The 25,464-nt window shown below is 71.2% G+C and carries 21 protein-coding genes; 7 read left to right on the top strand and 14 right to left on the bottom strand.

Annotated elements, in window-relative coordinates:
- Window positions 1-43: 43 nt before the first annotated feature.
- A complete protein-coding gene (locus EIL87_RS21495) occupies window positions 44-1,021 on the top strand; it encodes a glutathione S-transferase family protein (RefSeq protein WP_125092369.1) in 978 nt (325 codons plus the stop codon).
- A gap of 300 nt (window positions 1,022-1,321) precedes the next feature.
- Here EIL87_RS21495 and EIL87_RS21490 read toward each other — a convergent pair whose 3' ends face one another.
- A complete protein-coding gene (locus EIL87_RS21490) occupies window positions 1,322-3,013 on the bottom strand; it encodes an AMP-binding protein (RefSeq protein ID WP_125092368.1) in 1,692 nt (563 codons plus the stop codon).
- A gap of 145 nt (window positions 3,014-3,158) precedes the next feature.
- Between EIL87_RS21490 and EIL87_RS21485 the strand changes: the two genes are divergently transcribed.
- The gene (locus tag EIL87_RS21485; protein ID WP_158628683.1) at window positions 3,159-3,947 is read left to right on the top strand and encodes a helix-turn-helix transcriptional regulator; all 789 of its coding nucleotides are present in this window, start codon (window positions 3,159-3,161) and stop codon (window positions 3,945-3,947) included.
- A gap of 372 nt (window positions 3,948-4,319) precedes the next feature.
- Here the strand turns inward: EIL87_RS21485 and EIL87_RS21480 are convergent, their stop codons facing one another.
- The 5 genes from EIL87_RS21480 to EIL87_RS21460 are packed head-to-tail and all read right to left on the bottom strand — an operon-like array spanning window position 4,320 to window position 8,723.
- Window positions 4,320-5,699, bottom strand: a complete 1,380-nt coding sequence (locus EIL87_RS21480) for an MFS transporter (protein WP_125092366.1) — start codon at window positions 5,697-5,699, stop codon at window positions 4,320-4,322.
- Complete coding sequence (locus EIL87_RS21475; protein WP_233576454.1) at window positions 5,696-6,268, bottom strand: TetR/AcrR family transcriptional regulator; 573 nt, start codon at window positions 6,266-6,268, stop codon at window positions 5,696-5,698. Before EIL87_RS21475 ends, EIL87_RS21480 begins: the two co-directional genes overlap by 4 nt.
- 23 nt (window positions 6,269-6,291) lie before the next feature.
- The gene (locus EIL87_RS21470; RefSeq protein WP_125092365.1) at window positions 6,292-6,726 is read right to left on the bottom strand and encodes an FmdB family zinc ribbon protein; all 435 of its coding nucleotides are present in this window, start codon (window positions 6,724-6,726) and stop codon (window positions 6,292-6,294) included.
- 51 nt (window positions 6,727-6,777) lie between these two features.
- Complete coding sequence (locus EIL87_RS21465) at window positions 6,778-7,596, bottom strand: N-acyl homoserine lactonase family protein (RefSeq protein WP_125092364.1); 819 nt, start codon at window positions 7,594-7,596, stop codon at window positions 6,778-6,780.
- An 11-nt stretch (window positions 7,597-7,607) separates the two neighbouring features.
- Complete coding sequence (locus EIL87_RS21460; protein WP_125092363.1) at window positions 7,608-8,723, bottom strand: NDMA-dependent alcohol dehydrogenase; 1,116 nt, start codon at window positions 8,721-8,723, stop codon at window positions 7,608-7,610.
- Window positions 8,724-9,031: 308 nt separating this feature from the next.
- Between EIL87_RS21460 and EIL87_RS21455 the strand changes: the two genes are divergently transcribed.
- The 3 genes from EIL87_RS21455 to EIL87_RS21445 are packed head-to-tail and all read left to right on the top strand — an operon-like array spanning window position 9,032 to window position 12,205.
- Window positions 9,032-10,231, top strand: coding sequence for an MmgE/PrpD family protein (locus EIL87_RS21455; RefSeq protein ID WP_125092362.1), 1,200 nt, complete (start codon window positions 9,032-9,034; stop codon window positions 10,229-10,231).
- 13 nt (window positions 10,232-10,244) lie between these two features.
- Window positions 10,245-11,402, top strand: a complete 1,158-nt coding sequence (locus tag EIL87_RS21450) for an acyl-CoA dehydrogenase family protein (protein ID WP_125092361.1) — start codon at window positions 10,245-10,247, stop codon at window positions 11,400-11,402.
- 53 nt (window positions 11,403-11,455) lie between these two features.
- On the top strand, window positions 11,456-12,205 hold the full coding sequence (locus EIL87_RS21445; protein WP_125092360.1) for a GntR family transcriptional regulator: 750 nt from the start codon (window positions 11,456-11,458) through the stop codon (window positions 12,203-12,205).
- Window positions 12,206-12,606: 401 nt separating this feature from the next.
- On the opposite strand, the gene EIL87_RS21440 is transcribed toward EIL87_RS21445, so the two are convergent.
- From EIL87_RS21440 to EIL87_RS21430, 4 genes are all read right to left on the bottom strand, one after another.
- On the bottom strand, window positions 12,607-14,214 hold the full coding sequence (locus EIL87_RS21440) for a GMC family oxidoreductase (RefSeq protein WP_125092359.1): 1,608 nt from the start codon (window positions 14,212-14,214) through the stop codon (window positions 12,607-12,609).
- Between the two features lie 49 nt (window positions 14,215-14,263).
- A complete protein-coding gene (locus tag EIL87_RS21435; RefSeq protein WP_233576453.1) occupies window positions 14,264-14,986 on the bottom strand; it encodes an acetoacetate decarboxylase family protein in 723 nt (240 codons plus the stop codon).
- A gap of 272 nt (window positions 14,987-15,258) precedes the next feature.
- Window positions 15,259-15,399 (bottom strand): hypothetical protein, encoded by a 141-nt coding sequence (locus EIL87_RS26905; protein WP_158628682.1) that lies wholly within the window; start codon window positions 15,397-15,399, stop codon window positions 15,259-15,261.
- Between the two features lie 291 nt (window positions 15,400-15,690).
- The gene (locus tag EIL87_RS21430) at window positions 15,691-16,494 is read right to left on the bottom strand and encodes an acyl-CoA thioesterase domain-containing protein (RefSeq protein ID WP_125092358.1); all 804 of its coding nucleotides are present in this window, start codon (window positions 16,492-16,494) and stop codon (window positions 15,691-15,693) included.
- A 113-nt stretch (window positions 16,495-16,607) separates the two neighbouring features.
- On the opposite strand from EIL87_RS21430, the gene EIL87_RS21425 reads away from it, so the two are divergent.
- Entirely contained in the window at window positions 16,608-19,097 is a 2,490-nt protein-coding gene (locus EIL87_RS21425; RefSeq protein WP_125092357.1) for a M14 family zinc carboxypeptidase, read from the top strand.
- 282 nt (window positions 19,098-19,379) lie between these two features.
- On the opposite strand, the gene EIL87_RS21420 is transcribed toward EIL87_RS21425, so the two are convergent.
- Complete coding sequence (locus tag EIL87_RS21420; protein ID WP_125092356.1) at window positions 19,380-19,868, bottom strand: SixA phosphatase family protein; 489 nt, start codon at window positions 19,866-19,868, stop codon at window positions 19,380-19,382.
- A 501-nt stretch (window positions 19,869-20,369) separates the two neighbouring features.
- On the opposite strand from EIL87_RS21420, the gene EIL87_RS21415 reads away from it, so the two are divergent.
- Complete coding sequence (locus EIL87_RS21415; protein ID WP_125092355.1) at window positions 20,370-20,885, top strand: hypothetical protein; 516 nt, start codon at window positions 20,370-20,372, stop codon at window positions 20,883-20,885.
- Between the two features lie 573 nt (window positions 20,886-21,458).
- Here EIL87_RS21415 and EIL87_RS21410 read toward each other — a convergent pair.
- Genes EIL87_RS21410 through EIL87_RS21400 form a run of 3 tightly spaced genes read right to left on the bottom strand, consistent with a single transcriptional unit; the run spans window position 21,459 to window position 25,433 of the window.
- Window positions 21,459-21,887: a protein-tyrosine phosphatase family protein gene (locus EIL87_RS21410; protein ID WP_125092354.1), complete on the bottom strand. Its 429-nt coding sequence runs from the start codon at window positions 21,885-21,887 to the stop codon at window positions 21,459-21,461.
- 37 nt (window positions 21,888-21,924) lie between these two features.
- Window positions 21,925-23,376: a rhamnulokinase gene (locus EIL87_RS21405; protein WP_233576452.1), complete on the bottom strand. Its 1,452-nt coding sequence runs from the start codon at window positions 23,374-23,376 to the stop codon at window positions 21,925-21,927.
- Between the two features lie 14 nt (window positions 23,377-23,390).
- Complete coding sequence (locus EIL87_RS21400; protein ID WP_125092353.1) at window positions 23,391-25,433, bottom strand: bifunctional aldolase/short-chain dehydrogenase; 2,043 nt, start codon at window positions 25,431-25,433, stop codon at window positions 23,391-23,393.
- Window positions 25,434-25,464 lie beyond the last annotated feature (31 nt).

The raw sequence follows: 25,464 nt of genomic DNA, 5'->3' as shown, positions 1-25,464 counted from the left end.
CGTGCGTGTGGCGGGACCGCGCTCGGCGGTGGACGATCAGAGCATGGCCGGTGAATTCCAACGGGACATGAACTACATCGCCACGCGGATCACCGCCGACGGGCGGGACGGACATCCGGTGGAGCCCGGGCGCTACCGCCTGGTGGTCGCCCGGGCCTGCCCGTGGGCGAACCGCGCGGTCATCGTGCGGCGCCTGCTGGGGCTGGAGCCGGTGCTGTCGATGGGCATCGCCGGACCCACCCACGACGAGCGCAGCTGGCGGTTCGACCTCGACCCGGGCGGGAAGGACCCGGTGCTGGGCATCGAACTCCTCCAGGAGGCGTTCCTGGCGCGCTTCCCCGACTACGACAAGGGCATCACGGTGCCCGCGATCGTCGACATCCCCAGCGGGCAGGTCGTCACCAACGACTTCCCGCAGATCACCCTCGACTTCTCCACCGAGTGGCGCGAGCACCACAGGCCGGGCGCACCCGACCTCTACCCGCAGGACCTGCGCGCGGAGATCGACGAGGTCAACGACCTGGTGTTCCGGGTGAACAACGGCGTTTACAAGACCGGTTTCGCCGAGACCCAGGACGCCCACGACAAGGCCTTCACCGAGCTGTTCGAGGCAGTGGACCTGCTCGCGGAACGGCTCTCGGGCCAGCGCTACCTCGTTGGCGACACGATCACCGAAGCCGACGTGCACCTGTTCCCGAGCCTGGTGCGCTTCGACGCGGTCTACCACGGGCACTTCAAGTGCAACCGCCACAAGATCTCCGAGATGCCGGTGCTGCGCGACTACACGCGGGACCTGTTCCAGACCCCGGGTTTCGGCGACACCATCCACTTCCCGCAGATCAAGGAGCACTACTACGTGGTGCACCGCAACATCAACCCGACCGGCATCATCCCCGCCGGCCCGGACTTGACCTACCTGCTGGAGCCCCACGGCCGCGAGGAGCTCGGTGGCCGCTCCTTCGGCAACGGCACCCCACCCGGACCACCACCAGCAGAGGAGCAGGTCCCCAGCATCGCCTGACCGCTGCACGACCGTGGAGGCGACACCCCCTGCGCACCTGGGACTGCGACGCAGCGGCGTGACTCAGCTCGCACCGCAGCAGGGTGCGAGGTAGCCCGCGGTGGCAGCCGCTTCGTCAGGTGCGGTGTGGCACTCAGCTCGCACCGCCGCAGGTTCTGAGCGGCTTCGTGGCGAGTACGCCGCGACGCCGCGTACCGGCGTAGATCAGGAGCGGCGCACGGGGTCCACCGTGCCGCTGTGCCCTCCCCTTCCGTGGGTCTCTGCTACCCGCGCCGATGAGCAGACCGAGCACATGCTCGATCACCCGCGGAGTTCGGGGAACTGGTCGTCGCGCCACTCGGTGCGTTCGTGGCTCGCGGCCTCCTCGCGGGCGCGCAGTTCGACGCGGCGGATCTTCCCGGAGATCGTCTTGGGGAGCTCGAAGAACTCCACGCGGCGGACCCGCTGGTAGGGCGCGAGGTGTTCGCGGGCGTAGCGCACGATCTCGAACGCCGTGGCCTTGTCGGGCTCGTGGCCGGGAGCGAGCGCGATGTAGGCCTTGGGAACCGCGAGCCGCACGGGGTCGGGGGCCGGGACCACGGCGGCCTCGGCGACCGCGGGGTGCTCGATGAGCACCGATTCGAGCTCGAAGGGGCTGATCTTGTAGTCGCTGGCCTTGAACACGTCGTCGGTGCGCCCGACGTAGGTGATGTAGCCGTCGCCGTCGATGGTCGCCACGTCACCGGTGTGGTAGTACCCGCCGTCCATCGCGGCGTCGTTGCGCTCGGTGTCGTCGCGGTATCCGGTCATCAGCGGGAGCGGGTGCTGGTCGAGGTCGAGGCAGATCTCGCCCTCACCGGTGCCCTCCACCTCGCGGCCCGTGGCCGGATCGACCAGCACGACCGGAACACCCGGCAGCGCACGGCCCATCGAGCCCGGGCGGACTTCGGAGCCCGGCGTGTTGGCGACCTGCGCGGTCGTCTCGGTCTGCCCGAACCCGTCGCGCAACGTCAGCCCCCACGCCCGCTGGACCTGTTCGATCACCTCGGGGTTGAGCGGTTCGCCCGCGCCGATGACCTCGCGCAGCGTGGCCGGTCGTTCGCCGAGGTCGGAGTTGATGAGCATGCGCCACACGGTGGGCGGCGCGCAGAAGGTCGAGACCTCGTACCGGCGCAGCCGGTCCAGCAGCACCGCCGGGTCGAAGCGGCGGTAGTTGCACACCAGCACGGTCCCCTCGGCGATCCACGGCGCGAAGAAGCACGACCAGGCGTGCTTGGCCCAGCCGGGCGAGGAGATGTTGAGGTGCACGTCGCCCGGGCGCAGGCCCAGGAAGTACATCGTCGTGAGGTGGCCGACGGGGTAGGAGATCTGGGTGTGCTCGACCAGCTTGGGCTGCGAGGTCGTGCCCGAGGTGAAGTAGTACAGCAGCGGGTCGTTCGGTGCGGTTCCCGGGTGGGCCACCGGCGTTGCGGGCAGCTCCGCCGCGTCGCGCAGGTCCGACCACCCGGCCGCGGGGCCGACGCTGATGCGGGTGTAGTCGCCGGGCACGTCGGCGAACTTGGCGGTGTCGTCGGCGTTGGCGATGACGTGCGCGGCTCCGCTGCGCGAGATCCGGTCGACCAGCTCGGCCGACCCGACCGCGGTCGTGGTCGGCACGATCACCGCGCCCAGCTTCATGATCGCCAGCATCGACTCCCACAGCTCGACCTGGTTGCCGAGCATGAGCACGACCGGATCGCCGCGCTCCACACCACGCTCGGACAGCCAGGCGGCCAACCGGTCGGAGGCGTCGGCCATCTCGGCGAAGCTGCGGCGCAGCTCGCCGCCGTCCTCCTCGACGATCACCAGTGCCGGGCGGTCGTTGTCGCGGGCGATCGCGTCGAACCAGTCGACGGCCCAGTTGAACCGCCCGCCCAGTTCCGGCCAGCGGAACTCGGCGACCGCGCGGGTGTGCTCACCGCGCAGCGCCAGCAGCTGGTCGCGACTCCGCCGGTACGCGCCGGTGACGTCCATGCGGCTTCCCCTTCGGTGTGACGACGCTGTCCCGAGGAGACTGCACCGGCGGCCCGGGCGGGGAATACCCACTCGCGGGGGTAGCGGTGCCGAGTCGCGGCGGGATATCCACCACCTGGACCGGCGATGGAGCTGGGGAGGGCGCATGGACGACGACGTGGTGGCCGACTGGATCGATCGGCTCCTGCCGGAGCGGCTGCGCTGGTTGGAGCGCTCGACCGGCGTCCCGGTCGTGTTCGGCGGGTCCACCTCCAAGACACGCCTGGTCATCGGCAGGTTGCGGGGCACTTACGGGACCGGCCTGAGCGGCCTGGAAGTGCGCCCGGGAACCGGACTTGGTGGCAGGGTTCTGCGCGATCGCACCCCGCACCGCGTCAACGACTACGCCCGCACTGCCGACATCACCCACGAGTACGACCCGATCGTCGTCCGGCAGGAGCGGCTGACCTCGGTGTTCGCCCTGCCCATCACGGTCGGGGACGCGGTTTGCGGTGTGCTCTACGGCGCTGTCCGCGACCACCTTCCGGTAGGTGACCGCGCGGTGCGCACCGCGGAGGTCGCGGTGGCCCAGCTCGGCCGGGATGTGGAGGAGCGGCTGCGGCCTGATCCGGGACTCGACGGCGCCGACCCGCTGGCCGAACTCGCCGCCGTCATCGCCGAGACCGACGACGAAGCCCTCCGGACCCGCCTGATGCGGATCCACCGCGAACTGGGTGGGCGCGAACCCGCGACCGAACCGCAGGTCACCCTCGCGCCACGGGAGGTCGAAGCCCTCCGCCTCGTCGAGGTCGGGGCGTCCAACGTGGAGATCGCGGCACGGATGGGCCTCAGCCCGCAGACGGTCAAGACCTACCTCCGCAACGCCGCCAGGAAGCTCGCGGTCCGCAACCGCACAGCAGCAGTGCACGCAGCCCGCACAGCAGGCCTCCTCTAGAACCGCGCCGCGCTCCGCGCGGCGGGTGCGGACACACAACGCCCCGAACCGGACAACGACTCCGCAGACTCCGAGCAACGCCCCCGCCCCCGACGCACGCCGGTGCACCGCATCCCGACAGCCACGGACGTCACCTGAGTGGGGCAAGCGCGAAACCCGCAGCGGTGCCGGTCGATTCCCGCCCTGAGGCCAGCGGCTCCGCCGGCTCGTCAACGCCGGGCCTCAGCCCTCGATTCCTCTCGCCACTCGCGGTGGGTGCCGGATCACCCCGGCTATCCGATCCCGGGTCACCTCGGTGATCCGTGGCCTGATCACTCCGTGATCCGGCACCTCGATCCCGGTGATCCGCCACCCGTACACCCCGTTCGGCGGCTACTGACGACGGTCTGCGGGGCGTGCGTCGCGGGTGGCGGTCGTGCGGTTCGCGGTGACGACGAGTGCGCTGGCCGCCAGGGCGGGGAGGGCCCACAGCGCTGCGAGGACGTAGTCGTGCTCGGGCGGCAGCGGTGCTCCACCGGCCGCCAGGAGGAGGCCGGCCAGCGCGCTGCCCATGCTGAAGCCGATGCTGCGGGAGATCTGGTTGATCGACAGCACGCTGGCCGTCTCGCCCTGCGGCACCCCGGCGAGGACGAGCCGCGGCATCACCGCCGAGATGCCGCCGACGGCGAACCCCAGCAGCGCGATCGCCGCGAGCACCACCACCAGCGACTGGTTCGCGGCGGCGAACAGCAGCGCGGCGGCGACGGCGATCGCGGTGGACAGCGCGTAGGCCCCGCGCTCGCCCACCCGCGCGATGAGGGACGGCAGCGACTTGCCCGCGACGAACCCGAGCACCGAGAACGGGATCAGCGCCGCACCCGCGGCGACACCGGGCAACGCGAACCCGTAGTCCACGCCCGCCGGGGTCTGCACGAAGCGCGTGAACAGGCTGAACAACAGGTACAGGCCCACGCCGGCGACGAGCAAAGCCGCATTGGCGCGGAGCACGGGACCTTGGCCGAGCACGCGCAGGTCGACCAGCGGGGCCGGCACCCGGAGTTCCACGGCCACCCACCCCGCCAGCACCACCGCGGCACCGGCGAGCACGCAGCCCACCCACCACGGCGACGCCCAGACCTCCGGCTCGGCGACGACCAGCAGGACTCCCGAGGTGCCGAGTGCCAGCAGGACCGCGCCCACGGTGTCGACCCGCGGCAGCTCACCGGGTTCCTCGACGGGCAGCGCGCGCCAGGCGATGCCCAGCGCGGCCGCGGAGAGCACGAACCCCAGCCCGTAGGCGGCGCGCAGGCCGGCGACCTGGTCGACGAAGCTGATCAGCGGGTAGCCGACCCCGATGCCGACCGTCGACGCCACGGAGAGCGCTCCGATCGTCGACGCCGCGCGTTCCGGGGGCAGGTGCGCCCGCGCGACGCTCATCAGCAGCGCTCCGCCCGCCACCCCGAAGCCCTGCAGTCCGCGCCCGACCAGCAGCACCCAGAACGGCAGGGGCAGCACCGTGAGCAATCCGCCGAACACGACCACGGCCAGCGTGATCAGGATGGTGACGCGCCGGTACGGCCCGCTGCCCAACCGGCCCAGCAGGGGGCCGGCGATGGCGCCGGTGAACAACGGGATCGTCAACGTCCACTGCGCGGCGTCCAGCGAGACGCCCATCCCCGTCGCCACCGCGGTGATCAGGGGCGCGCCGACGCTGCCGATGACCGCCGCCAGCAACGCCGTGCACACCAGCGAGCCGCCCAGCCGGGACCTCATCGGTTCGTCTCGCTCGTGATGTGCCGGAACAGGCCCGGTTGGACGCGGGTGCGGACGCCTTCCGCCCAGACCTCGTCGACCTGGTCGACGTCCAGGGCGGCACCGGCGTTGAGCAGCATGCCGAAGGCGAGGAACGCCTTGACCGCGACCGGGTCGAGCCCGGTGCCGTCCTCGGCCGTGCTCCACATCCGCGCGAAGCACGTCCGCACCGCGTCCTTGACCTCCGGGTCCCCGCACGCGGCGAACCCCTGCAGCTGCAGCAGCAGCGAAGTCCGGTCGGCGAGCAGGTCGTAGTACTCCGCACCCATCGCCGACAGCGCGTCGAGGCCCGACTTCTCGCCGCCGGCCTCGCGCATCGCCTCGCTGACCCGGTCGAACGCGGCTCGGACCAGCTCGAGGAACAGGGCCTTCTTCGTCCCGAACATCCGGAACACGTAGGCCTGGGTGATCCCGGCCTCGCGCGCGATCGCCTCCGTGGAGGCGCCGTGCAACCCGTGCTCGGCGAACTCCTCCGCCGCGATGGCCAGGACCTGAGCTCGCCGCTCGGCCCCGCTCATCCGTTGAGCCATGAGGCCAACTTACCAGTTACTCACTACTCACCTGAGCTGTCCCCACCGCGGGCTCGGCTCGCCTCGGCTGCTGCCCGGTTGGCATCCCCGGTGGTTGCGGCCCGGGTGGCCAGTTCGCGGTAGGTGAGGGGTGCGCGTTCGAAGCGGCCCTCGTGGGCGGCGATGGCCTCCTGGCGCGTGTGGTGCTCGGGGTGGCGCGCCTCGAACTCGCGGCGCGCCTCGGCGGTGCGGCGCCAGTGCGTGATCGTGGCCGGGTCGCCGTTGTTCAGCCCCTCCCAGGACTTCGGCGTGGAGCTCAGCGGCGTCGGGGGTGCGGCGCGCCCGTGCACCGCGGGGGACGGTGGGCGGCGGTGGGTCCGCGCGCCGCAGTCCGGGCAGTCGGGCGCGGGGGAGGACCAGGAGGGCACCAGCACCTCGAACGTGGTGCCGCAGTCGCAGGAGTAGTCGTACATCGGCATGGCGGCTCCCGGGGAGGTCGGCCCGCGCGGGCGGGCCGACCTGCTCGTCGATCAGGTGTAGTAGTTGCCGGGTCCGGTGCGCAGCTGCGTGATCTGCTCCGGGTCGTGGCCGAAGATCACCTGCGCGTTCGTGCGCTCCTGGATGCCGCGGATCTTCTCCACCGACTCCAGCCACGCCACCGAGTCGTAGACGATGCCCGCGCCGATGGGCGGCGGCCCGTAGGACTCCCTGCGGTACAGCGAATCCGAGGCGAACAGCATGGTTCCGCTGTCGGCCAGGTCGACCTGCAGGCTCATCGTGCCCCAGGTGTGCCCGGGGGTGCTCAGCAACGTCACGCCGGGCATCAGCTCGGTGTCGCCGCTGACCGTGTCGAGCTCCAGGCCGTCGTAGTCGGACTTGATGTGCGCGCCCTTGTTGTAGCCGTCGAAGGAGAACGCGCCTTCCTTCTCCTTCTGGTCCACGATGATCTTGGTGCCCGCGTCCTGCCAGAACTTCGCGTTGGCCGCGTGGTCCATGTGCAGGTGGGAGAGCACCAGGTAGTCGATGTCGTTGGGTTCGACGTCCAACTGCTTGAGCCGGGAGTCCAGCCACTCGTCCTCGGGGACGGTGTCGACCGGGAAGAACTGGTCGAGACCCGTTGGTCCCCAACGGTCCTCCCAGTCGCGCGGGACGCCGGCGTCCCACATCAGCTTCTGGCCGTTCGGATGTTCCAGGTAGACGACGTGGGTGGGCACCTCCACCCAGTCGCGCTGCTTGGACGGCGTGCCCTGGGTGGCCATCCGGTTGGGGTCGATGAGCAACCAGGTGAGGTCGGCGTGCATCGTTCCCGTCGGGATGATCGTGACCTTGATCTTGTCGTTGTCGGACATGTCGGTCTCCCTCAGTCGTGCACGATGACTCCGCGGATGAGCTTGCCGTCCTTGAGGTCCTGGTAGCCCTCGTTGACCTGGTCGAGCGTGTAGGTCTTGGTGATGAGCTCGTCGAGCTTGAGGCGACCGGTGTTCCACAACCGCAGGAGCTTGACGATGTCGTACTGCGGGTTGCACGAACCGAACTGCGCGCCGCGGATGACCTTCTCGTTGCGGGTGAACATCGCGCTGGGCAGCTGGATGGTCATCTCCTCCGGGTTGGCCTGCCCGACGACCACGATCGTGCCGCCCTTGCCGACGATGTCGAAGGCCTGGCGCACCACGACCGCGTCCATCACGCCGACCGTCAGGATCGCCTGGTCCGCGCCTTCGCCCCAGGTCAGCTCGTTGACCTTGCTCGCCGCCTCGTCCGGATCGGCGAAAACGTGGGTCGCCCCGAGCTCGAGCGCGGTCTGCCGCTTGAACTCCACCGGGTCGACGACCACGACGTACTTCGCACCCGCGTAGGCCGCGCCCTGCACCGCGTTGATCCCGACGCCGCCGGAACCGTAGATGACCGCCGTGTCACCGGCTTTCACGCCACCGGCGTTGACCGCGGAGCCCCACCCGGTCGGCACCCCGCACCCGGCGAGCACCGCCACCTCGAGCGGCAGCCACGGGTCGACCTTCACCGCCGAGCGGGCCGGGATCGTCGCGCGCTCGGAGAACGTGCCGAGCATGCACATCCCGCCGAGGTCGCGGCCGTCGCGGTGGTAGCGGAAGGTGCCGTCGGGCATGTGGCCCTTGAGGATGTTCGCCCCGAGGTTGCACAGGTTCGAGTGCCCGGAGGCGCAGTAGCGGCAGACACCGCAGCTGGGCATGAAGCTGCACACCACGTGATCACCGGGTTCCACGTGGGTCACGCCGGGTCCGACCGCCTCGATGATGCCGGCGCCCTCGTGCCCGGCGACGATGGGGTAGCGGGGCGAGTTGCCGTACACGCCGTCGGTCAGGTGCAGGTCGGAGTGGCACAGCCCGGAGGCGGTGAACTTGACCTGCACCTCCCCGACGCGTGGTTCGTCGACGTCGAGTTCGACGATCTCGAACTCCTTGCTTCCTTCTTCCAGAACTGCAGCACGGGACTTCATCGACCACCTCTGCGGAGTGGGAGCGAGCAAGCGCGGGAGGAGGACGGGCCGCGGGCCCATCACGGGTGCCGGGAGCGTGCGATCCGAGCCGGGGAGAACCCGGCTGAACTGGCGGGAATCGGAACTCAGATATGTACGGCCAAAGCCCCGGTAGTTTCTCGCCGGGGTCGTGGGGTGTCAAGTCGGACGCGCGAAAAGCAGGGTCTCGCAAACCAGTTCAGCGAACGTTGACACGCGGTGACCGCGCCCGCAGGATTGGCCGTACATTGTCTCCCGCGCGGCGTGCGCTGCGCACGATCGGAGCGCGGATGGATTCGACCGCTGAGACGCTCGCCCGGTGGGCGCAGGAGTTCGTCCCCGCCGCCGCAGACCTGGCGCTCGCGCAGCGCTCACTGGTGGACACCCTCGCGGTCACCCTCGCCGCCCGCGACGACGAGTTGGTCCGGGTCGCGGCTGAACTGCCGGACGCGGCGCGCTGGGCGGCGGTGGGGCACGTGCTGGACTTCGACGACCTGCACATCGAGTCGACCACCCACATCAGCGTGGTCTGCGTGCCGGCAACCCTCGCCGCAGGAGGGGACGCGCGTGCCTACCTGGCCGGCGCCGGGGTCATGGCTCGGCTCGGAGTGGCGCTGGGCTGGTCGCACTACACGAACGGGTGGCACGCGACCTGCACCGCGGGAGCTCCGGCTGCCGCCGCGAGCGCCGCCGTGGCCCTCGGGTTGTCGACCGAGCAGATCGCGACCGCGATGGCGCTGGCCGTGCCGGCGGCTGGGGGAGTGCAGCGCGCGTTCGGATCGTCGGGCAAGTCCCTGCAGGTCGGGTTCGCGGCCGAAGCCGGCGCGCGCGCCGCGGGGTTGGCCGCCAGAGGGGCCACCGCCGACCCGTCGGCGCTGGACGCGTGGCTGCTGCTGGTCGGGGGCGACCCTGACCGGATCGACGTGAGCGGGCCGGCGGTGCCCGGCGGGCTGGCGATCAAGGTGTTCCCCTGCTGCTACGCCCTGCAGCGACCGATCAGCGCGCTGCGCGAAGGGCTCCCGGAGCCGGTCGCAGCCGACGACGTGGCCGACGTCGTGGTGCGCACCCCCGCCGGAACCGTGCAGCCGCTCATCCACCACCGGCCGACGACCGGTCTGCAGGGCAAGTTCAGCTTGGAGTACGCCGTGGCCGCCGCCCTGCTCGACCCGCACCCCGGGTTCGCCAGCTTCACCGACCACGCGGTCAACCGTCCCGAAGCCCAGCGCCTCGTCCGCCTGGTGAAGGTGGACGAGGCGCCCGGCGGTGACTGGCTGCTCGACGGCCAGGTCGACATCACCGTGCAGCTGCACGACGGCACCACCCACGCCGTCGCCCTGCGGTTCCCGCCGGGCTCGCCCGATCGTCCGCCGTCCGAACAGGACGTGGACGCCAAGATCGCCGACTGTGGCGAGGACGTACCGGATCTGCTGTCCGAAGTGGACTGGCGCAGGGCCGCGCGTCTGCTCGCCGAACACCTCCCGGGAAGATGAGGAGGACCAGCGCGTGAACACCTTGAACGAAGAAGAGCGGGCCATCGTCGACACCGTGCGCGACTTCGTCGACCGCGACGTCCGCCCGGTCGCCCGCGACCTGGAGCACGCCGACGAGTACCCGGAGGAGCTCATCGAGCAGATGAAGCGGCTCGGGATCTTCGGCCTCGCCATCCCCGAACCCCACGGCGACGTGGCCGTGTCCACCCCGTGCTACGCGCAGGTCACCGAGCAGCTCGCGCGGGGCTGGATGAGCCTCGCCGGGGCCATGGGCGGGCACACCGTGGTCTCCAAGCTCATCCACACCTTCGGCACCGAGCAGCAGAAGCAGCGCCACCTGCCGAAGATGGCCACCGGCGAGGTGCGCGCCACCATGGCGCTGACGGAACCGGGCGGCGGCTCCGACCTGCAGGCGCTGACCACGACCGCGCGCCGCGACGGCGACCACTACGTGATCAACGGGTCGAAGACGTGGATCACCAACGCCCGCCGCTCTCAGCTCGTGGCTCTGCTGTGCAAGACCGACCCGAAGGCCGATCCCCCGCACCGGGGCATCAGCATCCTCCTGGTCGAGCACGGTGACGGGTTCACCGTCTCCGAGGACCTGCCCAAGCTCGGCTACAAGGGCGTCGAGAGCTGCGAGCTGTCCTTCGACGACCACCGCGCACCCGTCGAGGCGCTGCTCGGCGGGGAGGAGGGCCGCGGTTTCGCGCAGATGATGAAGGGCCTGGAGATCGGCCGCATCCAGGTCGCCTCCCGCGCGCTCGGGGTGGCGCGGGCCGCGCTCGACGACGCGCTGCGCTACGCGCAGGAACGCGAGAGCTTCGGCAAACCGATCTGGAAGCACCAGTCGGTCGGCAACCACCTGGCCGACATGGCCACCCAGTACACCGCCGCCCGGCAGCTGGTGCTGCACGCGGCCGACCGCTACGACAGCGGCGAGCGGTGCGACATGGAGGCGGGCATGGCCAAGCTGTTCGCCTCGGAGACCGCGATGGAGATCGCCCTCAACGCCGTCCGCGTGCACGGAGGCTACGGTTACTCCACCGAGTTCGACGTCGAGCGCTACTTCCGGGACGCCCCGCTGATGATCGTCGGCGAGGGCACCAACGAGATCCAGCGCAACGTCATCACCTCGCAGCTGGTCGCCCGGGGCGGACTGGACGCGTGACGGTGTCGGCGAGCTGACGGGACCGGCGCGGAGGACGGGTGCGGCGAGGTGTGATGAGCAGCAAGGACCAGAACGGCGAGGCGGCGTACAAGGTCCTCGCCCGGGAACTGCGGCAGGCGATCCTCGGGCGGCGTTACGTCGACGGCACGCGGCTGCCGACCGAAGCCGAGCTCGCCGCCGAGTACCAGGTCAGCCGGCAGACCGTGCGGCGCGCGTTCCACGACCTCGTTTCCGAAGGCATGGTCTACCGGGTCCCGGGGCGCGGCACGTTCGCCGCGCCCCGGGACGGGCAGTACCTGCGCCAGTTCGGGTCCATCGAGGACCTCATGGGGCTGTCACTGGACACCCAGCTCGAAGTGTTGCGGCCGCTGCGCCGCAAGGTCGACATCGACGCCGCCAGTCGCTTGCGGCTGGACAGCGACGCGGTGCACACCGTGGTCTTCCTCCGCACCCACAACGGCGAAGCCTTCTGCCACACCACCGTCCACCTGCACCCGGCTGCCGCGGAGGCCCTCGGTGACGTGGCCGAGCTGACCGAGCGAGGCGCGGTCAGCGACGTCACCATCATCGGCCTGCTCGACACCAGGCTGCCGTCCCCGATCGCCGAGGCCGAGCAGAGCATCACCGCCGCAGCGGCCGAGAAGCCTCTCGCGAACGCCCTCGGCTGCCACGCGGGCGACCCGCTCCTGCGGGTGGACCGCATCTACCTGACGACGGACCAGCAGCCGGTCGAACTCGCCATCAACCACTTCCTCCCGGAGCAGTACTCCTACCGGGTCAAACTTCGCAGGAACACCCGATGACCACCCCAACACCCAGGCGGGACCCCCGACGACCAGGCCACGACCCCCACGGCGGGCGGCACTCCATCGCCCGCACCCGGGCCGCGCCTCCTCACGTGGAACGGCGGTGCAGCCCGGCCGTCGAACTTCGCGCGAGGTTCGAAGCCGCCTGCGTGCGCGGGGCCGGACACGGCCGGGCCTCCAGTGACCTCGCCACCCGGTCACGTGCGGTCAGCGGAGGAGGCGCCGCCGCTCCAGACGAGGACTTCGGTGCGGGGAGTCCCGAAGTGCAACCCCGGGGCTCTCGGGGCTGCCCTCGGTCTGCCTCGGGAAGGCGTAGGAGAAGACCTCCACCCTGGTGTGGGTGGAGGTCTCCGCGGGTCCTCGAGGTTCCAGCCGGTGTGCCCGGCACCCTGACGGCGTCAGATCAGCGACGCGCACATCTCGCCGATCATGTACGACGGCGCGTTGGTGTTGCCGCCGGTGATGCTGGGCATGATCGACGCGTCGGCGACCCACAGGCCGTCGATCCCGCGCACCCGCAACTGCGGATCCACCACCGCGCGCTCGTCCACGCCCATCCGGCAGGTGCCGACCGGGTGGTAGACGGAGTGGATGCGCGTCGGCAGTTCGCGCCGCAGCGCGGCCTCGTCGAAGTACGCCGGGCCGGGGCTGAGCTCCTCGGTGACGTCCGCGGCGATCGTCTTGTTCGCCATGATCTCCCGGATCATGCCCATCGCCTCGATGAGGAACTCGGTGTCGGCCGGTTCGCTGAGGTAACCCGGGTCGATGAGCGGCGATGCCGTCGGATCGGTCGAAGCCAGCCGGACCTCGCCGCGGCTCTGCGGGTAGATCAGGGTCGGGAAGATCGTCATCGCCGGACGGGTGTCGGTCCGGTAGAGCTTGTCCTCGTCCTGGTTGGGAGTCGGGTAGCTCCACGGGATCGTGTGGATCTGCATGTCCGGCACGTCGCCCTGGGCCCGCGAGGTCTTCACGAACCCGACGGTCTCGAAGAGGGTCCTGCCGAGCCAGGACTCACCCCGCTTGCCGAGCGCTTCCTTGAGCATGCCCGACGCCATGTAGGTCGCCGTGGAGCGGTGCACGGCCTTCTTGGTCACGAAGGTCATCGGCACGAAGAGGTGGTCGTGCAGGTTCTGCCCGACCGGCAGGTCCGCCTTGACCTCGACGCCGACATCCTTGAGGTGCCCGGCCGGCCCCACACCGGAGAGCATCAGGAGCTGCGGCGAGCCCACGACACCGGCCGAGACCACGACACCGCTGCCGGCGCGCAGGGTTTCCCGGCGACCGCTCTGGGTGTCGATGACCTCCACCCCGGTGGCCTTGCCGTTCTCGATGATCACGCGCGCGACGTGCACGTGGGTGCGCACCCGCAGCGACGGCAGCTCGCGGTTGGTCAGGTACCCGCGCGAGGAGCTGTAGCGGCGGCCCTTGCTGGCGCTCTGCTGGAAGATGCTCACACCTTCCTGCGACTCACCGTTGTAGTCGTCGATCCGCGGCACGCCCAGGGTTTCCTGCGCGGCGGTCATGAACTGCTCACCGGCCGGGGTGATGTCCTTCTGCCGCGTGACCTCGATCGGCCCGCCCTCGCCACGCAGGTCGCTGGCGCCGTCCTCCCAGTTCTCCAAGCGCTTGAACGCCGGCAAGACGTCCTGGTAGCTCCACCCCTCGCAGCCCTCGGCGGCCCACGAGTCGTAGTTGGCCTTGTTGCCGCGCACGAAGAGCATGCCGTTGACCGAGCTCGACCCGCCGAGGACCTTGCCCCGGGTCATCGGGATCTCGCGTTCGTGGGCGTGCTTCTGCGGCGTCGAGTACTGCTTCCAGGCCACCTGCTTCTTCAGCTGCGGCACGACGTGCAGCACCGAGATCATGCCGGGAACCGTGACCGTGGGGAGGTCGTCCTTGCGTCCGGCCTCCAGCAGGAGCACGTTGGCGCCTCGCTCGGCCAGCCTGCTGGCCACGACGGATCCGGCGCTGCCCGCGCCCACGACGATGTAGTCGGCATCGCTCATGTTGTTCAACTTCTCCAGTGGTCGCCGTTGACTGCCCCGGTGCGCGTGATCACGTCCGGCTGGAAATCGGTGTCGCGTCGTCGAACCGCATCGACAGCTCGCCGATGTGGTTGGTGAACAAGGCTCGTCGCGGAAGCCCGAGCCGCCGCAGGTCGTCGCTGATCGGGTGGTCGCCGAGGTCGACCCGCGCGCCCCCGGGACGCATCCGGGTGCCGCCGGCGCGCATCGTCCACGGGGTGCGTCGCAGCACCCCGTCGCGGTGGGTGTAAGCGTCGAGGGTCATCGCCCCCAACGTCGAGGGAGCGGGAACACCGCGCGCGAACTCCACCGCGATGACCGAGCGCTCTTCCAACCGCACCTCGCAGCGGGTGCGCGTGCCGCGGGTGCGGACGTCGATGGCGGCGATCTCCTTCGGGAAACCCCAGATGGTCTGGCCCGCCTCGCAGGTGAAGGCCTGGTCGACGGGCAGCCAGTGGATGAAGACGCCGGTCGATCCGCGCACCCCGGGCTGCCTGCACATCAGCGCGACCAGGAACTCGTAGTACCCGCCCAGGTCGCAGTCGAGGTAGTGCATGAAGCCGAGGGTCGCCGCGATCCGTCCCGGCACCGGGGTCACCGGTTCCAGTCCGGCCGCGGCGAGGGTGTCGCGTGCCGGACCGGACGGCAGCAGGAACTGCGCGGTGATGCCGGTGGCCGCGCGGACTTCGACGGGCATCCGGACCTGCTCGCCTCGCACCAGGTGCACGGAGTCCGTGAGGGGCTTCTCGCTCACCGCTGACCTGCCCTTCCCCTCACGTGCCGGTACCGCTTCGGACCACGATCACCACGCGACAGTCATACAGATGATGGATTTGTGTATGGCTCGCGTCAAGACCGCGACGGGCGTGGAGGCAGGGTGGCTCGGCTGGGGCGGCGTTATGACACGGCGACCAGGGGACTGGCCAGAACGCGTGAACCACCCGCTGCGGCGCGCCTTTTCTCGGCTCGAGGGCCGCTCTCGCGTTCGCAGGGAGCAGGGGAGTGGTCAGCGCGACGTGCCCGCCATCAGGACGGACCAGCAGCGATCACGGGCTCCCGGTCCCGGATGCGCCGCAGCATGCGCGTGTCGGCGAAACCGACGGCCCGCGCGGCCCGGGTGTGGTCGACCAGCCGCGAGACCGGGTCGACGATGCCGGGATTTGCCACAGCGACCGGCGGCGGAAGGATTCCTGGACGTCCACGACGAGGAGCGCTCTGTTCACACCCCGAACCCTGCGCGACGCCGCCGCTTTTCCGACGGCACGATCCCGCCGCCTCCCGCACGATCCGGTCACGACCCCGGCTCGTGTGCGGGCCGGGGTTGCCCGCTGCGAGCTAGCAGATGTCGAACGCCGTACTGCCAGGCCGCTGGGGGCGGGGAGAGCTCTTCCTCGTCTCGGGCCTGACGAGAAGCCGGGGTGGGGAGCTCCCCTGGGAACGCCCCCACCCCAGCAGGGCTCAGCTCATGGGTGGGTTGGCGACGGCGGTGACCGTGCAGTAGCCGAAGGGGCCCTCGGGGTCGTGGAAGGTCGTGGAAGCCGTGGCGATGCCGGTGTGGCTGAGGTGGCCGGTGGCTTCCACGCCGATCTCCGGGGTGCTGGGCATGCGGCTGAGCGTGAGCGTGTAGTCGGCGTTGATGAAGCCGAGCGCGCCGCCCTTGGGCATGTTGGCCAGTGGGCTCGCGAAGTCGGCTGCGGTGGCCGTGCGGACGAACGGGCTCATGGGTTCGCCCTCGACGAGGTCGTGGATGTCGCGGAGCCAGGCGCGGCGGGCGCCCGGGTGCGCCCAGTCGGTGGGGGCGCCGGATTCGTCGAGCATCCAGACGTCGAACGGCGGCTCCCACTGGCCCGCAGCGCCTGCGGGAGGACCGAGCTCCGCGGTGGTGGGCATCGGCCACGGTGGTGTGGTCGGCACGTCGCCGTCCGGCTGCTCGCCCTGGCGCAGCAGGACGGCACTGGCTCGGGCGACCACCTTGTCGCCCTGGAGGACGGTGGCGTCGGCGACGCGGATGCGGCGCCCGTCGCGCACCCGCTGCGTCTCGACCCGGACCGGGGCGAGCTCGGCGCTGCGGAACAGGTCGACCGTCAACCGGGCGAACTGGAACTCCTCGGACGCGTGCTCGAGCTCCAGCGACCTGGCCAGCAAGCCGCCGAAGAGCCTGCCGTGCATCATCTGCGGCGACCACGGGCTGTTCGCGTGCGGGGCCGGGACCAGGAGGTCCCCGTCTGGGCGGAAGAACGGTTCGCCAGGGATGTCGACCATGTGCGGAGTCTAGAGCTCCGCGCAGAACACCCCCAGCAGCGGCTTGACACCCCGGTGACGTGCTGATCGACTGCTCTGCGCTGGTGCGGGACGTTCGAGGAACGGCGGAACCCATGGCGAACCACCACTTCCCCGGGAAGCTCTTGATCGGTGCCGTGGCGATGCTCACCGCCCTCCCCCTGGTGGTCGCGCCGGCCGCCCAGGCGCACCCCGCCTGCGACGCGTTCACCCCGCCCACCGTCGACGACGGCGTGCCCACGGCCCGCGACGTCCTGGGCTTCGGCCTCGGCGAGCGCGAGGTCTCCGCCGCGCAATCCGACACCTACCTGCACGCTGTGGCGCAGGCCAGCCCCAACGTCGTCGACGGTCGGCTGGCCACCTCCAGCGAGGGACGACCGCTGAACTACGCGGTCGTCGGGAAGCCGCAGTGGACCGGCCCCGCCGCGTTGGAGAAGATCGGGCACGACCTGAACCTGCTGCGCGACCCCGCCACTCCCGAACCGGTCGCCCAGAAGATCGTTCGGGACACGCCTTCGGTGCTGTGGGTGGCGGGGAACGTGCACGGTGACGAGGAGAGCGGGGCCGACGCCGCGCTGCGGGTGCTCTACGAGCTCGCCGCCCGCACCGACTGCACCGCACCGTCCCTCTTGGACGACGCGGTCGTCGTGGTGCTGCCGATGCAGAACCCCGACGGGCGCGAACGCGACACCCGGCGCAGCGCAGCCGGTTTCGACCTCAACCGCGACTGGTTCGCCCGCACTCAGCCCGAAACCGACGGCAAGCTCGAGAAGCTCCGCGCACTCCCGCCGCAGCTCTACGTCGACGCGCACGAGATGGGCAGCGACGACTACTTCTTCCCGCCCAACGCGGACCCCGTCTACCACGACATCGGGGAGGCACCGCTGGACTGGGTCTACGGCCTCTACGGCCCGGCCATGCAGCGCTCGTTCGAACGCTTCGGCATCCCGTACTTCAACGGCAGCTCCTACGACCTCATGTACATGGGCTACGGCGATACCGTGCCGTTGACCGGCTTCAACGCCGCGGGCATGACCTTCGAGAAGAACAACGCCGACCCGCTGGCCGACCGCGTGCGCGAGCAGTACACCGCGATCTGGACGACCCTGATGGCCGCGGGCGAGCAGAACGCGCAGCTGCGCCGGCAGTGGCGGGCCGAGCACGTCACCGCCCAGCAGCAGGGGCAGCGGGGCGAGCTGGAGCCGAACGAGCTGCGCTGGCAGGACGGCGAGATCACCAACCCGGTGCCCGACATCGCCGTCAAGCACTACTTCCTGCGCACGGACGACCCGGCCAAGGCCGAAGGCGTGCAACGCCTGGCGCGGCGGCTGCAGCGCATGGACGTCGAGGTCCACCGCCTCACCGCGCCGCTCACGGTGCCCGACTACACGCCCTACGGCCGTCCCACCGGCGAGACGACGTTGCCCGCGGGAACCCTGTGGGTGCCGTTGGCGCAGGGGCAGAAGCACTGGGTGCAAGCGATGCTCAACGAGAGCAGCTACGTGCCGTTCCCGTACTTCTACGACGTCACCGCCTGGAGCGGACCGCTGCTGGAGAACGTCGCCGGTGGTCGTTCGGGTGCCGACCTGCGGCCCGTCGCCACGCCCTTGCCGCCCCAACCCGAGCCCGCGCCGTCGGTCGTGCGCGCGCCGAAGACGGCCGTCTACCAGATCTCGGCCACCGACGGCTCCACGATCGAGTCCGCCGGGTGGTTGCGCCACTGGCTGCGGGAGCGGGGCCAGGACTTCGGCGACCTCACCGCCGAGCAGATCGCCGGGGGTGCGCTCGACGAGTACAGCACGCTGATCGTCCCGAACGGTTCGGACGAGGAAGCGGTGAAGGCGCTTGGACCGCAGGGCCAGGCCGCGCTCGCCGACTGGGTGCGCGGCGGCGGGACGCTGATCGGCCTGCGCGACGGGTCCCGGCTGGCGAGCCGCCTCGGGCTGACCTCGGCGACCTACGCCGAGCCGACCTCCGACATCCCCGGTGCGCTCATCCGCACCGAGACCACGCCCGGCAGTCCGCTCGCCGAGGGCGTGGGGGAGACGGCCTGGGCGATGTACGAGTACGACTTCGTCTGGTCGGCCCCGCCCGAGGCCAGCGCGGTGCGGTTCCCCGCGGCCGGTGACCCGGACTGGTACGTCTCGGGCTTCGCCGACGGCGCCGAGGAACTGCACGGCAAGACCGCTGTCGTCGACGAGAACGTCGGTACCGGCCGGGTCGTGCTGTTCGGCTTCGACCCGAACTACCGGGCCTTCACCCACGGCACCGCCCGGATGCTGCACAACGCGATCACTGGGCCCCGGCCTGCGACCGCACCGGCCTCGCGCACCGCCGCGCAGCAAGCCCCGGTGCCGTCGGCCGCCGGGCGCATGGTGCTCACGGTGCGGCCCGAGGTCGCCGATCGGGTGAGGGCCTCGCTGGGAGCCCGCTCGGCGGTGTTCGACGAGCTCAGGACCGGTGACTCGGTGCGGTTCCTGGTCGACCTCGGTGGCCGCAGCGCCGACGACCACCCGTGGGCGCGGTCCGTGGCCGACGAGGTGGCCCGCCTGGGAACCTCCGTGGTGGCGATCCGGCTGCCCTAGACCCCCGGAGACCCCTAGGCCCCCGGAGACCGCTCTGCGCTGCGGTGCGGCAGGACTGAGCGGCCCGTGGACTCCGCGCGGCTCCCCGCCAGGTCCGCGGCGTCACGGCAGCCTCGTCGCGAAGCCGATCGAGAGCCTGCGGCGATGCCGACGCCCGGGCGCCCCGTTCGCACTTCGCGAGAAGTTCGAGGGGACCTGCGTGACGCGGGTGCCAGTGACACGGGTGCCTGGGGACGGATGCCTGGAGACGGTTCCTCAGGCGCGTTCTTGGGCGGGTCCTGGTCAGCCGCGGGGTTTGGCGAAGGTGGAGGCGCAGGTCCAGGATTCGCCGACCTCGGCCCAGGTGCGTTCGCTGCTGAGCAGGGCGACCGCCGAGGTCTTCAGCTGGACCGGTTCACCGGTCAGCAGGTGGACCAGGTCTTCCAAGCCGGGGTTGTGGCCGACGAGGGCGGCCGTCATCGCGTGCACAGGCAGCTCGCGCACGATCTCGAGCAGCCGCTGGGCGGTGGCGTCGTAGATGCGCTCGTCGAAGCGCACCTGCGGTTCGGCGGGGATGTGCGTCCTGGCGAGCTCCCAGGTCTGGCGGGTGCGCAGGGCGGGTGAGCAGCGCACCGCCTCGATGGCGTAGGCGTTGTCCCGCAGCCACCGGCCGACCGCCGGGGCGTCGCGCCGGCCGCGGTCGGCCAAGGGGCGGTCGAAGTCCTCCGCACCGTCCGGGTGCGCCGACTTCGCGTGCCGGATCAAGATCAGCTTCCGCCGCGCGTTCGTCATCTCACGTCCTACGAGCTCGCCGTTGAATCGGCACCACACTACCCAACGTCCAGCCGCTTCCGCCCCGCGGAAGACTTGTGATGTTCGCAGGTAGCGGGTCTTCACCTGATGTTGGCCCGGTGTTCGGCGCACACCCGTTCACGTCCACAGTGGATGGTCAAGCGGAACTGTGACGCCCGCCCGCCCGAGGGTGAGGAAGCGTTCACCGCGATCTGTGCGGCACCGCCGCTGAGTGCGGGATCGTCCGGAGCCCCACGACATCACGACTGAGGGTGAGCTCGTTGCCCGACCTCGCACGAACCCCTGCCTCGCCGGTCCCGCGACGATCCGCAGTGCTGGCGCTGTCGTTGTTGGTGCTGGTCACCGCGTGTTCCGGTGGGGTTCCGAGGCCGGCCGGGTCACGCTGCGCATGGCGTGGTGGGGCAGCGACACCCGCCACCGGCAGACCGAGCGGAAGGAGGCGGAGCACCCGGACATCGACCTCGAACCGGAGTTCACCGGTTGGACGCCTACCGGGACCGGCTCGCCACCGGCCCCGCCGACGACCTGCCTGAGGTCGTCCAGCACGACGCGGACCACCTCGCGAACACGCCGACCGAGGTCATCTGGAGCTCGACGAGCACATCCCGCGCAACCTGGACACCCCGAGCTCGACCCGTCGGTGCTCCACACCGGCGAGGTCGAGGGCGGGACCGTGGGCATCCCGTCGGGCATCGACACCTGCGGCATCGCCGCCGACCCGGTGGTCTTCCAGCAGGCCGGGGTGCCGATCCCCGACGACAGGGCCTGGACTGGCAGCAGTTCGGCGACACCGCTGCGCAGATCACCGCGAACACCCCGGACGGTGTCCACGGCCTGCAGGACATCGGCTTCGTCGACGCGGGCCTGGTGGTGTTCGCCCTGCAGCGCGGCGAGCAGCTCGACACGCCCCAGGGCGGCCTCGGCGTCTCGGACCGGACGCTGGCGGGGTGGTTCAGGTTGATCCAGCGGACCCGCGACCAGCGAGCCGAACCGTAGCCCTCACGCACCACCGGGTGTACGCGGGCAACGTCGAGCGATCGCTGATCGCCACCCACCATGGCGCGGTGGGCGCCTGGTGGACCAACCAGCTGCCGACCATCACCGGGCTCTCCGGCCGCGACCTGCGGTTCCCGACGAGCAGGGCAGGCCGGGGATGTACCTCGAGCCCGCGATGCTGTGGACGGCCTCGTCGAGCGATGACCACCCGGAGGGGCAGCGACCCTGACCGACTGCCAGTGTCAACAGCCCGCAGGCGGCCGAGATCCAGCTCGGCGACCGCGGTCTCCCGATCAACACCGACGTCCGCCAGCACATCACCGGGGCTCTCAAGCCCGCCGATCGCCAAGCGCTCCAGTTCTTCGACGAGGTCGGGCCGACCCTCGCGCCGCCGCCGGAGGTTCCGCCGCCGGGCTCGCCCGAGGTCCAGGACGTGCTGGTGAAGATCAACGCTCAACGAATCGGTGCTGTTCCAACCGGCTCCCGGTCGACCAGGCCGTCCAGCAGTGCCGCCAGCAGGCCAGAGCGGCGTTCACCTGACCGCCGACTCCACCGTGGCCCGGTGCGGGGTCATCAGGTGCTGAAGGCGCGGACGTAGCGGCGTTGCCAGGGGGTTTCGACAGCGCCCGGGTGGTAGTGGGCGCGGACGGAGGCGACGGCGTCCGCGGGCGGCACACCGTCGAGGACCGCCAGGCAGGCCAAGGCCGTGCCGGTGCGACCTCGACCTCCGCCGCAGGCGAGCTCGACGCGTTCCGCGGCCGAGCGCCGCCAGGCCTCGCGGAGGGCGTCGGCGGCGTCGTCGCGGTCGCTGGGCAGCCAGAAGTCCGGCCAGCGCACGCACCGCGACTCCCAGTCGACCGGCTCGGGGCGGTGACCCAGCAGGTGCACCGCGAACTCCGGCCGAGGGCCGTCGGGGAGAGGCCTGCGCAGGCCGCGTCCGCGCACCCGCCTCCCGGACGGCAACGTCACCACTCCCGGCGCCTCGGCGTCCCAACCACCCATGCCCCGAGTCTCCACCCCACGCGCCCGTGCACACCGCTCACCGGAGCCTGGTGGGCACGCGTCCTTCGGCCTCTTCCCAGCGGCTGGTGGAGCCCTCCGGCGCGTAGTGGCGGAGGAGGTGGGAGGCGGCGCTGATCCGGCGCATCTCGTCCAGGTCGCCGACCTGACCCGCCGTCCGGGCCTGGACCAGGAGGTTCCCGGTGGCCGTGGCCTCCACCGGACCGGCGACGACCGGGGCTCCCACAGCGTCGGCGGTGAGCTGGCAGAGCAGCTCGTTGCGGGCACCTCCGCCGACGAGGTGGACCACGTCGACGTCCTGGCCGGACAGCTCCGCGGCCTCGCGGAGGGCGCGGCGGTGCGCCAGCGCGAGGCTTTCGAGCACGCAGCGCACCAGGGCGCCGCGCGTCTGCGGCACGGGCTGGCCGATCTCGCGGCAGGCCGCGGCGATGCGGGCCGGCATGTCGCCGGGTGCCAGGAAGCGGGTGTCCTCGGCGTCGACGACCGCGGTGAGCGGTTCGGCGCGAGCCGCCTCGGCGAGCAGGCCGGGCAGGGCCTCGCTGGTCAGGCCCCAGGTGCGGAGGCTCTCCTGGAGCAGCCACAGCCCCATGATGTTGCGCAGGAAGCGGACCGCGCCGTCGACGCCGAGCTCGTTGGTGAAGTTGGCGCGACGGGCCTCCTCGGTGAGCACCGGCGCGGGCAGCTCCAGCCCGGTCAACGACCAGGTCCCGGTGCACACGTAGGCGAAGTTCGCCGTCTGCGCGGGCACGCCGGCCACCGCCGAGGCGGTGTCGTGCGAGCCGACCGCCACCACGGAGGTGCCGGACAGCCCGGTCTCCGCGGCGACCGCCGGCAGCAGCTCGCCGACCACGTCACCCGGCCTGCGCAGCGCCGGCAGCAGGGACAGGTCGATGCCCGCCGAGCGCGCGAGCTCCGGGGACCACTCGCGGGTCCGCGCGTCCAGCAGCCCGGTGGTGGAGGCGTTGGTCAGCTCCGCACCCACCTGCTCGGTCAGCCAGTACCCGATCAGGTCCGGGACCAGCAGCAGCGCCTCCGCCGACGCGACCGCCGCTCCTCCCGCCGCAGCGAGCTGGAAGATCGTGTTGAAGGGCAGGAACTGCAACCCGTTGCGCGCGAACAACTCCCGTGCCCCGAAGAAGTCCACGAAGGACTGCGCGACCCCGTCGGTCCGCGCGTCCCGGTAGTGGAACGGTTCGCCGAGCAGCGAACCCGAGCCGTCGATCAACCCGTAGTCGACCGCCCAGGAGTCCACCCCGACCGACACCGGGTCACCCGCCTCGCGCAGCCCGGTGAGCACCTCCCGGAACAGCCCGACGGCGTCCCAGTGCAACCCGTCCGGCAGCGGCACCGGACCGTTGGCGAACCGGTGCACCTCGGTGGCCTCCAGCCGCCCAGCGGTGAGCCGTCCGAGGACGACTCGGCCGCTGGAGGCGCCCAGGTCCACCGCCGCGAACGTCGGCGAATCCGCCACAGCTGCCCCTTCCCTCAGCGGAGGAACGCCGCGGCGACACCCGCGTCGACCGGCACGTGCATCCCGGTGGTGTGCGTGAGATCGCCGCCCACCAGCACGAACACGGCCGCGGCCACGTGCTCGGGCAACACCTCGCGCTTGAGGAGGGTGCGCTGGGCGTAGAACCGGCCGAGCTCGCTCTCCTCCACGCCGTAGACCTTCGCGCGCTGCGCGCCCCAACCGCCGGCGAAGATGCCCGATCCGCGCACCACGCCGTCCGGGTTGACGCCGTTGACGCGGATGCCGTGCTCGCCCAGCTCGGCAGCCAGCAGTCGTACCTGGTGCGCCTGGTCGGCTTTGCTCGCGCCGTAGGCGACGTTGTTCGGGCCCGCGAACACCGAGTTCTTGCTCGCGATGTGGACGATGTCGCCACCCATGCCCTGGGCGATCATCACCCGCGCGGCCTCCCGCGATGCCAGGAACGATCCGCGCGCCATCACGTCGTGCTGCAGGTCCCAGTCGGCTGCGGTCGTCTCCAGCAACGGCTTGGAGATCGACAACCCGGCGTTGTTGACCAGCAGGTCCACGCCGCCGAAGGACAGCGCCGCGGTCCGGAACGCCTCAGCGACCTGCTCCTCCTCGGTGACGTCGACGTGCACCGCGACCGCCTTGTCCGGACCGCCGAGCTCCTCGGCCAACGCCTGCGCGCCGTCGAGGTCGCGGTCGGCCAGCACCACGCACGCGCCTTCGGCCGAAAGCCGTTGCGCGGTGGCCTTCCCGATGCCCGAACCGGCTCCGGTGACCAGCGCGACGCGGGTCGCCAGCGGCTTCGGCTTCGGCATCCGGGCCAGCTTGGCCTCTTCCAGCGCCCAGTACTCGATGCGGAACTTCTCCGCTTCGTCGATCGGCTGGTAGGTCGAGAGGGCCTCGGCGCCGCGCATCACGTTGATCGCGTTGCGGTAGAACTCGGCGGCCACGCGGGCGGTCTGCTCGTCCTTGCCGAAGGAGAACATGCCGATGCCCGGCACCAGCACGATCGCCGGGTCGGCCCCGCGCATCGTGGGCGAGTCCGGCTCGGCGAAACGCTCGTAGTAGGCGCGGTAGTCCTGCCGGTAGCGCTCGTGGAGCTCACCGAGCCGGGCCACGACCTCGTCGAAGTCGGCGTTGGGCTTGAGGTCGAGCACCAGCGGGCGGACCTTGGTGCGCAGGAAGTGGTCCGGGCACGAGGTGCCCAGGGCCGCCAGGCGCGGGTGCTCCTCGCGCGCCAGGAACTCCAGCACCTCTGGCGCGTCGTCGAAGTGGCCGACCTGCGGGCGGTCCGTGGAGGCCAGGCCGCGGACCACCGGCGCGAGCTCGGCCGCCCGCCTCCTGCGCTGCTCCTCCGGCAACGGCTCGAACCCCTCGACCACCGGGCCGAACGGCTCCGCCTTGCCGCGCTCGGCGATGAACTTCTCCGCCGTGCGGATGATGCGCAGCGAGTTGCGCTGGCACTCCTCGCTCGTGTCGCCCCAGGCGGTGATGCCGTGTCCACCCAGGACCACGCCGATCGCCTCCGGGTTCGCCTCCTTGATCGCGGCGATGTCCAGCCCCAGCTGGAACCCGGGACGCCGCCACGGAACCCACGCGACCTGGTCGCCGAAGCACTCCCGGGTCAGCGCCTCGCCCTCGGAGGCCGTGGCCAGCGCGATCCCGGCGTCGGGGTGCAGGTGGTCGATGTGGGCGGCCTCGACCAAGCCGTGCATGGCGGTGTCGATCGACGGTGCCGCGCCACCCTTGCCGTGCAGGCAGTAGTCGAACGCGCCGACCACCTCGTCCTCGCGGTCCACCCCGGGGTAGACGTCGACCAGCGCCCGCAGCCGGTCCAGCCGCAGCACCGCCAACCCGGCCTCGGTCAGCGTCCCGAGGTCACCGCCGGACCCCTTCACCCACATCAGCGGGACGTCGCCGCCGGTCACGGGGTCGGTGTCGGTGCCCTTGGCCGAGGCGTTGCCCCCGGCGTAGTTGGTGTTGCGGGGATCCGCGCCCAACTCGTGTGCGCGCGCAAGCAGCGCAGCCACTTCGGGATGCGTCGAGCTCATGGCCAACCTCTCGGTGCGTAGCGGAACATGT

Origin of the sequence: Saccharopolyspora rhizosphaerae, assembly GCF_003931915.1 — a bacterium.
Taxonomy (GTDB): domain Bacteria; phylum Actinomycetota; class Actinomycetes; order Mycobacteriales; family Pseudonocardiaceae; genus Saccharopolyspora; species Saccharopolyspora rhizosphaerae.
The sequence above is the reverse complement of the archived record's forward strand: the minus strand, read 5'-3'. Positions and strand labels throughout refer to the sequence as shown.

Coding starts and splice junctions, on each gene's coding strand:
- EIL87_RS21495 (WP_125092369.1), top strand. CDS start 44: ATGGCCGGTGAATTCCAACGGGACATGAACTACATCGCCACGCGGATC.
- EIL87_RS21490 (WP_125092368.1), bottom strand. CDS start 3,013: ATGGACGTCACCGGCGCGTACCGGCGGAGTCGCGACCAGCTGCTGGCG.
- EIL87_RS21485 (WP_158628683.1), top strand. CDS start 3,159: ATGGACGACGACGTGGTGGCCGACTGGATCGATCGGCTCCTGCCGGAG.
- EIL87_RS21480 (WP_125092366.1), bottom strand. CDS start 5,699: ATGAGGTCCCGGCTGGGCGGCTCGCTGGTGTGCACGGCGTTGCTGGCG.
- EIL87_RS21475 (WP_233576454.1), bottom strand. CDS start 6,268: ATGGCTCAACGGATGAGCGGGGCCGAGCGGCGAGCTCAGGTCCTGGCC.
- EIL87_RS21470 (WP_125092365.1), bottom strand. CDS start 6,726: ATGCCGATGTACGACTACTCCTGCGACTGCGGCACCACGTTCGAGGTG.
- EIL87_RS21465 (WP_125092364.1), bottom strand. CDS start 7,596: ATGTCCGACAACGACAAGATCAAGGTCACGATCATCCCGACGGGAACG.
- EIL87_RS21460 (WP_125092363.1), bottom strand. CDS start 8,723: ATGAAGTCCCGTGCTGCAGTTCTGGAAGAAGGAAGCAAGGAGTTCGAG.
- EIL87_RS21455 (WP_125092362.1), top strand. CDS start 9,032: ATGGATTCGACCGCTGAGACGCTCGCCCGGTGGGCGCAGGAGTTCGTC.
- EIL87_RS21445 (WP_125092360.1), top strand. CDS start 11,456: ATGAGCAGCAAGGACCAGAACGGCGAGGCGGCGTACAAGGTCCTCGCC.
- EIL87_RS21440 (WP_125092359.1), bottom strand. CDS start 14,214: ATGAGCGATGCCGACTACATCGTCGTGGGCGCGGGCAGCGCCGGATCC.
- EIL87_RS21430 (WP_125092358.1), bottom strand. CDS start 16,494: ATGGTCGACATCCCTGGCGAACCGTTCTTCCGCCCAGACGGGGACCTC.
- EIL87_RS21425 (WP_125092357.1), top strand. CDS start 16,608: ATGGCGAACCACCACTTCCCCGGGAAGCTCTTGATCGGTGCCGTGGCG.
- EIL87_RS21420 (WP_125092356.1), bottom strand. CDS start 19,868: ATGACGAACGCGCGGCGGAAGCTGATCTTGATCCGGCACGCGAAGTCG.
- EIL87_RS21410 (WP_125092354.1), bottom strand. CDS start 21,887: ATGGGTGGTTGGGACGCCGAGGCGCCGGGAGTGGTGACGTTGCCGTCC.
- EIL87_RS21400 (WP_125092353.1), bottom strand. CDS start 25,433: ATGAGCTCGACGCATCCCGAAGTGGCTGCGCTGCTTGCGCGCGCACAC.